We start from the raw sequence: 8,789 nt of genomic DNA, 5'->3' as shown, positions 1-8,789 counted from the left end.
GATTTTTGATCTTTAAAACACTGAATGGTGTAAGACACTTGAGTCGGATCGAGGGTCACCACTTGCGGCATATCATAGAATGGGTCAGGCCAGAATGGTGCGCGACGATGATAATATCCATACGGCGAATAGCTATACGGATAGTAACTTGGTGCAGGGTAAACCACGGCTTGTCTAGGTGGTTTCTGGCTACGGTTACTCGGATCATCTAAAACTTTAAAAAAGCGAAAACCGTGTTGCAGCGTGGTTTGTGCTGCTTTCACCAAAGTAATTTCTTCTGCAGTGCCAAAACTCATGTTATGACCCGCTAAAAAACTAATCCGATAGGTTTGCGCATTCAGTGGTGTGGTGCTGTATTGCCCCAACTGCTCAAAGCTGAGCGGTTTAGAGGATGTCGTGGCACAGCCTGTAAACAGCAAACTGCTGGCAAGGGCAAGACCGAGTAGGGAATATTTCATGTGAAAGCTCCTGTACACATCAACCAGCCAAGACAAGCTCGCCAGTTAGAAACTGCTATTGGGTTGGGTTAAAAACTCAAGTTCTTCTGCACTCGAAGGACGTCCCAACACCTGATTCCGATGCGGATAACGCCCAAAACGGTCAATAATCACTTTATGTTTCAGTTCATAGCCCAACACGGTGGGGTCATTCAAACTTTCAAACAGCGTCAATGCGACTTCGTGAATACGTTTGGATTCACTGTGCATAAACGGCATATATAAAAAACGACGTTCGGTTGGGTTTAAGTCCTGATCCAATTTTAAGTGAATCATTTCTTGTGCCAACACCAAGGCCATTCCATCTTGGGCAAAGGCACGCGGGTCATTACGGTATAAATTACGTGATAATTGATCTAAAACAATGATTTCAGCCAAACGACCTGCAGGTGTTTCGCGCCATGTCCATAATTCTCCTTGTGCCGCTTGTTGCAGTACATCGGTAAATTTTTCTGCGAGCAGGGCATCAAATTCTGCGCTTTTGACAAACCAGTTCGGTTCTGCAGCAGGAGAAAACCAAAAATCTAAAAAATCTTGATAATTCATACGCTTTATTATTTACCTCTGTTCTTTTGATTATAAAATCACAAATTTAGCATGTCTTATAGTGCAACTTTGTGATAAAAAATTGCCAAATTAAAATTTATTGACGTTGACCACTTTATAAAATGTCAGCATGCCCCAAAATCATCATTTTGTTAGAAAAAACAGCCCAAGCGCATGTGCTGATGCCAAATCAAGTTATACTTGAACGGTAGCAATTTCATCTCAGATCATCTGCATGATAGAGAAAATTGCCACCGACCCAAAATCAGCCTGTGGTTTATGTCGTATTTGTAGTGTATTGGATTAAGCGAGAGTGTAATGAGTCAACCCGAACCAAATGCGCAAGATGTTCTACCAACATGGGTAGACGCTGCGTTGCTTCAAGGGATGTTGCGCGGGATTGAACGCGAAAGTCTGCGTATGCAAAGCGATGGCTTCTTGTCGCAGCAAGCACATCCTCAAGCCTTGGGTTCGGCACTCACACATCCGCATATTACTACGGACTATTCCGAAGCGTTGATGGAGTTCATTACTCCACCGCAAAGCAGCATTCAACACGCGCTTGATTATTTGCGAGATATTCATAGCGTGGTGCATCAACACTTAGGCGAAGGTGAAAAACTTTGGCCGCTGTCGATGCCGTGTATGCTCGATGAAACCGATGACGGTATTCCACTGGCGCAATATGGCAGCTCCAATATTGGGCGCTTTAAAACCTTGTATCGCCGTGGTTTAGGTGTGCGCTATGGTCGCCGTATGCAGACCATTTCAGGGGTGCATTATAATTTATCCTTCCCTGAACATTTATTTGCCGCCTTGCAACAACATGAAAGTGATGAGCAGCTCAAAGCACTGAGTTTGCAAGATTATCGTAGTCATCGTTATTTAGGTTTAATTCGTAACTTTATTCGTTTAACGCCATTGGTGATGTTTTTAGTCGGTGCGAGTCCATCGGTTTGTCAGTGTTTTATGACAGGGCGTGAACATCATTTGTTGCCGTTGTTAAGAGGCACGTTGTATTTACCGTATGCGACTGCGTTGCGTATGGGTAACTTTGGCTATCAAAACTCGGCGCAGAAAAAACTTGGTATTCATTACAATGACTTAACAGGTTATTTAGATGGTTTGCAAAAAGCCGTGAAAACCCCGTACTTGCCATTTAGCCGCTTAGGTTTAGATGATGCTACGGGTGAGCCAATTCAAATTAATGACCATGTGCTGCAAATCGAAAATGAGTACTATAGTTTGGTGCGCCCAAAACAAGTACCACAAGAAGGTGAAACCCCATCTCAAGCACTTGCCAATCGTGGTATTGGTTATGTCGAATTACGTGCGGTAGATGTTAATCCGTATAGCCCAATTGGGATAGATGAACATACCGCAGGCTTTTTGGAAGTCTTAGCATTGTATTGTTTGTTGCAAGACAGCCCAGCCTTGTTAGATGCGGAACAAAGCATCATCGAAAAAAATCAGGCCGAAGTGGTCAATCGTGGGCGTGCGCCAAATGCGCACATTCAAGAGGGCGATGTTAAAACCCCAATTGAAGCGTGGGGACAGCAGTATGTCACCGCTATGCAACCTTTGGCTGCTTTACTCGACCAAAGTTATGCGACGCAGCTGTATTCTCAAGCTTTAGAACGCATGATGGCGCGTTTACATGAAGTCGATGAAACCCTGTCGGCACACATGATTGCCGATACTATTCGTCATGGCGGTACGTGGGGCTTTGGCAGTTATATGGCGCAGCAACATGCACATGCGTATGAGCAACATTCGCTGCGTCCTGAAACACAAACATATTTTGATGAAATTGCAGTGCAATCTATTCAGCAACAACAACAACTTGAACAAGCACAGGGTCTGAGTTTTGCAGACTATGTCGCACAATATAGATAACAGCTCAGAGATTTAAACATGCAATTGAGTTATCGTCTGCTAAGTGGTGTTTTATTTTTAGCCAGTGTCATTGGGATGACATTTGCATTGTATTTAGAGCATGTGCAAGGTTTAGCGCCGTGTCCACTGTGCGTTTTTCAGCGGGTGGGCTTAATTGCATTGGGTTTGGTTTCACTGATTGCTTTTGTGCATAACCCTAAATCTAACGTGGTTAAGCGTATTTACGCGCTGTTCGGCAGTATTGGAATTTTATGGTCAGTGGGTGTGGCAGCACGGCATGTGTGGCTGCAAAACTTACCGCCCGATCAAGTGCCAAGCTGCGGTCCAGGGCTAGATTATTTGGTAGATGCCTTACCCATGAAAGCCGTATTGCAACAAGTACTGTCGGGTTCAGGTGAATGTGCTGTGATTGACTGGACGTTCTTAGGGCAGTCTTTACCTGTGTGGTCATTGCTGTTCTTTAGCGTGTTGGCGATCATTAGTTTATGGCAATTGCTGCGTAACTATCCTTTTGTGGCATCGACTACATTTGGCAAAGTGAAGAAAAAATAAATTCTGGGAGCCTACCCACTGAATTGATAAAAATGCGTCATCCATAAAATTGCGATGGCGCATTTTTTTTGTGTATCTGTTGATAATCTATCTAAAAATCATCGTGTTGTAGCGTATTTTGAACTGTTTAGACTATGTTAGGTGAGCGCGATGCCTTCTAAGCTTGACCAATCACCAATAAACTCACGAATTTGCTGCTCTGGCACTTCTTCATGCGCAGGATAAAACCATTTCACCAATTGCTCAGCCACACTCGGATGATATTGCAACTGAAAATGGTTCAGACCATAGAACACAGCTTTGTGCGATTCAGGCAGTTTTAATTGAAAACGTGGGTTAGGATGTTCCCCCAAAGCACTTTTTATACTGACTAAATAATCGCCAATGACTTTGCGGGTCAGGTTCTGCTTTTTCTCAAACTCAATGCTGCCTGCCACGAAATAAGCATTAATATGGGTCGGCAAAGGTGCAGGTTTGCGGTTGTCATCGACCTGTCCAATTCGTGCCTGATTATGTTCCCAGTCATCATCTCGCACACTGCCATAGCGCAAATCTAAAATGCCGTTGCTGCGAATGTTGACCAAATGCCCGACAATTTTCACAATAGGAAAGCGACCTAATTTTTCCTGTAAATGGAAACCAAAACGCTCCAAAACAGCCCCATGATGTGGTGAACCCAAGCAGACCAGATTTTCGACCAAGTGAATCCAGTGCTGCAAATTTTGCTTACCGTAAAACAGCGCACTGCGCGACACCAAGCCACCCATGCTGTGCCCAATTAAATCAATACTGGTAATTTTAGGATGACGCTGAATTAAATCATCTAAGGTATTGGCAAGACAGCGGCCATTGGCAGAAATGCGACGCCCTGTATTGTAATTCAGATATAACATGGTGTTATGGTCACGTTGTGCCAGTAATTTTTCACCAAAACCACCAAATTGGTGTGTAGTCCAATCGAGGTGATTGCGGCATAAACCGTGCACAAAAATTACCACACGTCCAGACAAATCGCCTTGTTGGACTTCGCCATAATGGTCATAGAGCACCATAGGTAAGGCGAGCGGATTTTGCTGTTCGAGTAGATAATCTCCCAGTACGCCATTCAGTACACCGACTAAAAAATGCAGGCTTGGCGTGAGTGCTTTGTCATGTAAGTTGGGAAATTGCGCAATGATTTGACGTAAACCTGGTGCAACAAAGTGATAGCCGTATTGTTGTAAGCTGTGGAAGGCAAACTTATACAACTTTTGAAAAGTTGCGGTTTTTTGAAACTTTTGCGAGCGTTGTTCGCTCATGCCAAATACGCTGAGCAAAACTTCACGCTGAATGGTTTGAATCACTTCGCTCATCACGGCATTCAGGCGCGTGCTGACCAACTGTGCCAAGCCTTCTAAGATATCGGCCTGACTTGGAGGTGTACGATCCCATCTACAATACGTTTCATGCAGCGGTGTTAAACTTGGCATACTGTGTTGCCCCTTGTGTTCCCATATACCGAACGCTTTATTTTTACTTGGGTTCGCGGTATAAACTCAAGGGTCTGCTGGCATTTCATGAATTTACAGAACTGCAAATTTTTAGATGAATTGTCACCAAACCCGATACTTTTATTTTATCGTGTTCATCTTGAACTACTTGTAAAATACCGATGACTGCCAAGATGTTCGCATCTTTTTGTCTAACAATTGCATTTTTCCATGAAAATTAAATTAAAAACGCAAAATAAGTGCTGTATCAGCCAAAAATTGAATGGTGTTACTAAGAAATGTCGCGCATGAATTTAATTTATTTACATGGTTTTCAAAGTAGTCCTTTGTCCATGAAAGGGCAGCTATTGTATGCCTATGTGCAGCAGCATCGCCCTGGTATTCAGATGCATTTGCCCGATTTAAATGCTCCACCTTTAGAGGTTTTGGCAAACGTATCGGCATTGATTCGACGTTTGCCCAATATGGCATTGGTGGGCAGCAGTCTAGGCGGCTTTTATGCGACACAACTGGTCGCACAGCATCATGTGCCTGCTGTTGTGATTAACCCTGCTATGCGACCATGGCAATTGTTTCAGGACTTGTTTGGCGATGTGCTGCCCTATGTGGTACATCCGAACTGGAGCTTAACTGCAGCGCAATTGGATGACTTAGCAGACATTGCGTTGCCAGTTGCGCAAGATGCAGACAAAATATTGGTGTTATTGCAACAAGGCGATGAAGTTTTGGATTATCGTGAAGCGCAGCGTTATTATAGTGCTGCCTCACCTTCGGCCATGATCATGACTGAAGCGCACGGCAATCATGCCATGGATGATTTTGCAGACAAAATTCCGATGTTACTGCAATTTTTATCGGATTCCCTAGCTTAAGGAAACAGTACAACGTGTCTCAATATACCGCTCAATCTCTTGAAGTTTTATCTGGTTTAGATCCAGTACGTCGTCGCCCGGGCATGTATACCGACACCACACGTCCGAACCATTTGGCGCAAGAAGTTATTGATAATGCGGTGGATGAAGCACTTGCAGGGCATGCCAATAAAATTACCGTAAAAGTCTATAAAGATGGCTCTTTGTCGGTAGAAGACAATGGCCGTGGTATGCCTGTCGATATTCACCCAGAATACGGGCAAAGCGGGATTGAAATTATTCTGACCAAGCTGCATGCAGGCGGTAAGTTCAGCACCGACAACTACCAATTTTCGGGTGGTTTGCACGGGGTCGGTATTTCTGTAGTGAATGCCTTGTCCAGTCGGGTTGAAGTGACCGTACAGCGTCAGGGCAACCTGTATAAAATGGCTTTTGATCAGGGCGAAGCTGCTGCACCTTTAGAAGTCTTGGAAGGCAAAGCCCCAAAACGTGCTTCGGGTACGTTGGTACATTTCTGGCCTGAAGCTAAATATTTCGATTCACCTAAATTTGCGCTAAAAGCCTTAAAACACAATTTAAAAGCCAAAGCGGTACTAGCTGCAGGTTTAGAAATTCATTACATTGATGAAATTAACGATGAAAAAATTGTCTGGCAGTTTGAAAATGGTCTAGTCGACTATTTGATGGATGAGCTGGAAGATCGAGAGATTGTACCTGCCCCTGCTTTTGTGGCGACAGGTGAGGCAGAGCGTGCCAGTGCAGAGTTTGCAATTTGCTGGAATGTAGAAGGCGGCGAGCAAATTCAAGAAAGTTATGTCAACTTGATTCCGACTGCGCAAGGCGGTACGCATGTCAATGGACTACGTTCTGGTGTGACCGATGCTTTACGTGAGTTCTGTGAATTACGCAATTTATTGCCGCGCAATTTAAAGCTATCTGCCGAAGATGTTTGGGATGGGGTTAACTACATTTTATCGTTAAAGTTCCAAGAGCCGCAGTTTTCTGGGCAGACCAAGGAGCGTTTATCGAGCCGTGAAGCGGCAAGCATTATGCAGAATATCGCCAAAGATGCCTTTGCCTTGTGGTTAAACCAAAATTCTGACATTGCCATGCAATTGGCAGAAATGGCAATTTCCAAAGCAGGTCGTCGTTTAAAAGCAGCGAAAAAAGTAGAACGTAAAAAAATCGTTTCAGGCCCAGCTTTGCCGGGTAAATTAGCCGACTGCGTGGGACAAACCCGTGAAGAATCGGAACTGTTTATTGTAGAAGGTGACTCTGCAGGTGGTTCTGCTAAGCAAGCGCGTGATAAAAACTTTCAGGCGATCATGCCAATTCGTGGAAAAATTTTAAATACGTGGGAAGTGTCTTCGGACGAGGTTTTGGGTTCGCAGGAGGTACACGATATTGCAATTGCGATTGGGGTTGACCCAGGTAGTGATGATTTATCTGAATTGCGTTACGGTAAGGTTTGTATTTTGGCCGATGCCGACTCAGATGGTTTACACATTGCCACTTTGCTGTGTGCTTTATTCGTGAAACATTTCCCAAGTTTGGTGGAAGATGGGCATTTATACGTCGCCATGCCGCCGTTATTCCGTATTGATGACGGTAAAGATGTGCATTATGCGCTGGATGAAGATGAGTTAGAAAACACGCTGAAAAAAGCCAAAACCAAAAATCCGCAAATTACCCGATTTAAAGGTTTGGGTGAAATGAATGCCAGTCAGTTACGTGAAACCACGATGGATCCAAATACACGCCGTTTGGTGCAACTCGATTTGGATGATAGTCATTTTACCGCAGGTTTATTGGATAAATTGCTGGCTAAAAAACGCTCTGCAGACCGTAAAGTGTGGTTAGAGCAAAAAGGTAATTTAGCCGATTTGGCGGTTTAAGCTGATTTAATTTAGAAAAAGCATCCATTATTTCAAAAAAGTAATGGATGCTTTTTATTGTAATTTTGATTGGTGTTTATAATTCAATATTTTCAGGCCATAAAAAATATCCACCATATTGACTGGTTTTAAATTCTGCACCTACGTCTTTGCCTTGTTGAGTGAGTATGTGCTTTCCAGCATCATTGATATTTAATAAGCCTTTTTCGGTAAAATGAGCCAACAATTCATTGGTTTTCATTTTATGTTTTGCTGCAAGTTTAGATGATGTTAATTTACCAACATTATTGTCATTGGTTTCTTCAACAGATTCATTTATTGGTTCGGCTTTCACTTCATCTAAACTAATTCTAACTTCATCACTAATACGAATAATACGTTGCGCTTCTTCATAAGCATCTTTAAAGACATCTTGATCTTCATATTTGCGAATCAAAATGCCCATTTCGTTATTATTAATTTGGCTAAATTCATAAAGATTTAGACTAGAAATAATACATTCAGATTCATTGAGATAGCATTTAGCATGTAAGTTTTTACAAAAACTGAGCCGAACAAAATCAAGTTTTTGCATCCATTTTATTTCATCAGGATGTAAATCACTTTTTCCATAAACGATTCGAATATCAATTTTGAGTCGATCTTTATCTTCAAGTAACTCTTTAATACGGTCATTTAAACGTAAATATGGGCTAATTAAAATTAACCTTTCTTTGGCATTTTTTATCAGTTCTTCTAAGAAAAAATTGGTCGCGCTCGTATTTAAAAACTTAGCCATAACCCTCCTCATTGTGTCTAAATTATTATGTCCTGAGTATAGCGAATTTATTTAGGTAATGATTTGATGATTAAAAATATTCTAAAATTGAGGCGAAAAAAATGGAGCATCTTGTGCTCCATTTTTTATTGATCCTTAAGTTGACAAAAATAACTAATCATGCGAAAAAGTTTTTTTAGTTAACAGATGTTCACACATGCCTCGAATTGTTTCTGTACCACTTAGTTTAGAACAGCGAGAACGACTCATTTTTCTGGCCAAGC

Annotated in this window: 8 protein-coding genes and 1 pseudogene; 5 read left to right on the top strand and 4 right to left on the bottom strand. The window is 42.5% G+C overall.

The window, feature by feature from the left end; all coding sequences use genetic code 11:
- Both ACEO2X_RS12445 and ACEO2X_RS12440 read right to left on the bottom strand, forming a co-directional pair.
- Positions 1–458: hypothetical protein (locus tag ACEO2X_RS12445; protein WP_371972098.1), on the bottom strand; the 458-nt coding region annotated here is incomplete at its 3' end.
- 45 nt (positions 459–503) lie between these two features.
- Positions 504–1,043 (bottom strand): DUF924 family protein, encoded by a 540-nt coding sequence (locus ACEO2X_RS12440; protein ID WP_167846415.1) that lies wholly within the window; start codon positions 1,041–1,043, stop codon positions 504–506.
- Between the two features lie 318 nt (positions 1,044–1,361).
- Between ACEO2X_RS12440 and gshA the strand changes: the two genes are divergently transcribed.
- Together gshA and ACEO2X_RS12430 are read left to right on the top strand one after the other, a co-directional pair.
- Complete coding sequence (gshA, locus tag ACEO2X_RS12435; protein WP_371972097.1) at positions 1,362–2,939, top strand: glutamate--cysteine ligase; 1,578 nt, start codon at positions 1,362–1,364, stop codon at positions 2,937–2,939.
- Between the two features lie 18 nt (positions 2,940–2,957).
- Positions 2,958–3,491: a disulfide bond formation protein B gene (locus ACEO2X_RS12430; protein WP_131261221.1), complete on the top strand. Its 534-nt coding sequence runs from the start codon at positions 2,958–2,960 to the stop codon at positions 3,489–3,491.
- A gap of 137 nt (positions 3,492–3,628) precedes the next feature.
- On the opposite strand, the gene ACEO2X_RS12425 is transcribed toward ACEO2X_RS12430, so the two are convergent.
- A complete protein-coding gene (locus ACEO2X_RS12425) occupies positions 3,629–4,960 on the bottom strand; it encodes an alpha/beta fold hydrolase (protein ID WP_371972096.1) in 1,332 nt (443 codons plus the stop codon).
- A gap of 308 nt (positions 4,961–5,268) precedes the next feature.
- Between ACEO2X_RS12425 and ACEO2X_RS12420 the strand changes: the two genes are divergently transcribed.
- Both ACEO2X_RS12420 and parE read left to right on the top strand, forming a co-directional pair.
- The gene (locus ACEO2X_RS12420; protein ID WP_371972095.1) at positions 5,269–5,853 is read left to right on the top strand and encodes a YqiA/YcfP family alpha/beta fold hydrolase; all 585 of its coding nucleotides are present in this window, start codon (positions 5,269–5,271) and stop codon (positions 5,851–5,853) included.
- Between the two features lie 14 nt (positions 5,854–5,867).
- Entirely contained in the window at positions 5,868–7,748 is a 1,881-nt protein-coding gene (parE, locus tag ACEO2X_RS12415) for a DNA topoisomerase IV subunit B (RefSeq protein WP_004974183.1), read from the top strand.
- Between the two features lie 76 nt (positions 7,749–7,824).
- Here the strand turns inward: parE and ACEO2X_RS12410 are convergent, their stop codons facing one another.
- Complete coding sequence (locus ACEO2X_RS12410) at positions 7,825–8,526, bottom strand: phospholipase D family protein (protein WP_131261219.1); 702 nt, start codon at positions 8,524–8,526, stop codon at positions 7,825–7,827.
- A 196-nt stretch (positions 8,527–8,722) separates the two neighbouring features.
- Between ACEO2X_RS12410 and ACEO2X_RS12405 the strand changes: the two are divergent.
- Positions 8,723–8,789: pseudogene (locus ACEO2X_RS12405) on the top strand (helix-turn-helix domain-containing protein); the annotation flags it as partial.

It is taken from the genome of Acinetobacter sp. AL9, from assembly GCF_041464035.1.
In the GTDB taxonomy this organism is placed as follows: domain Bacteria; phylum Pseudomonadota; class Gammaproteobacteria; order Pseudomonadales; family Moraxellaceae; genus Acinetobacter; species Acinetobacter towneri.
The sequence above is the reverse complement of the archived record's forward strand: the minus strand, read 5'-3'. Positions and strand labels throughout refer to the sequence as shown.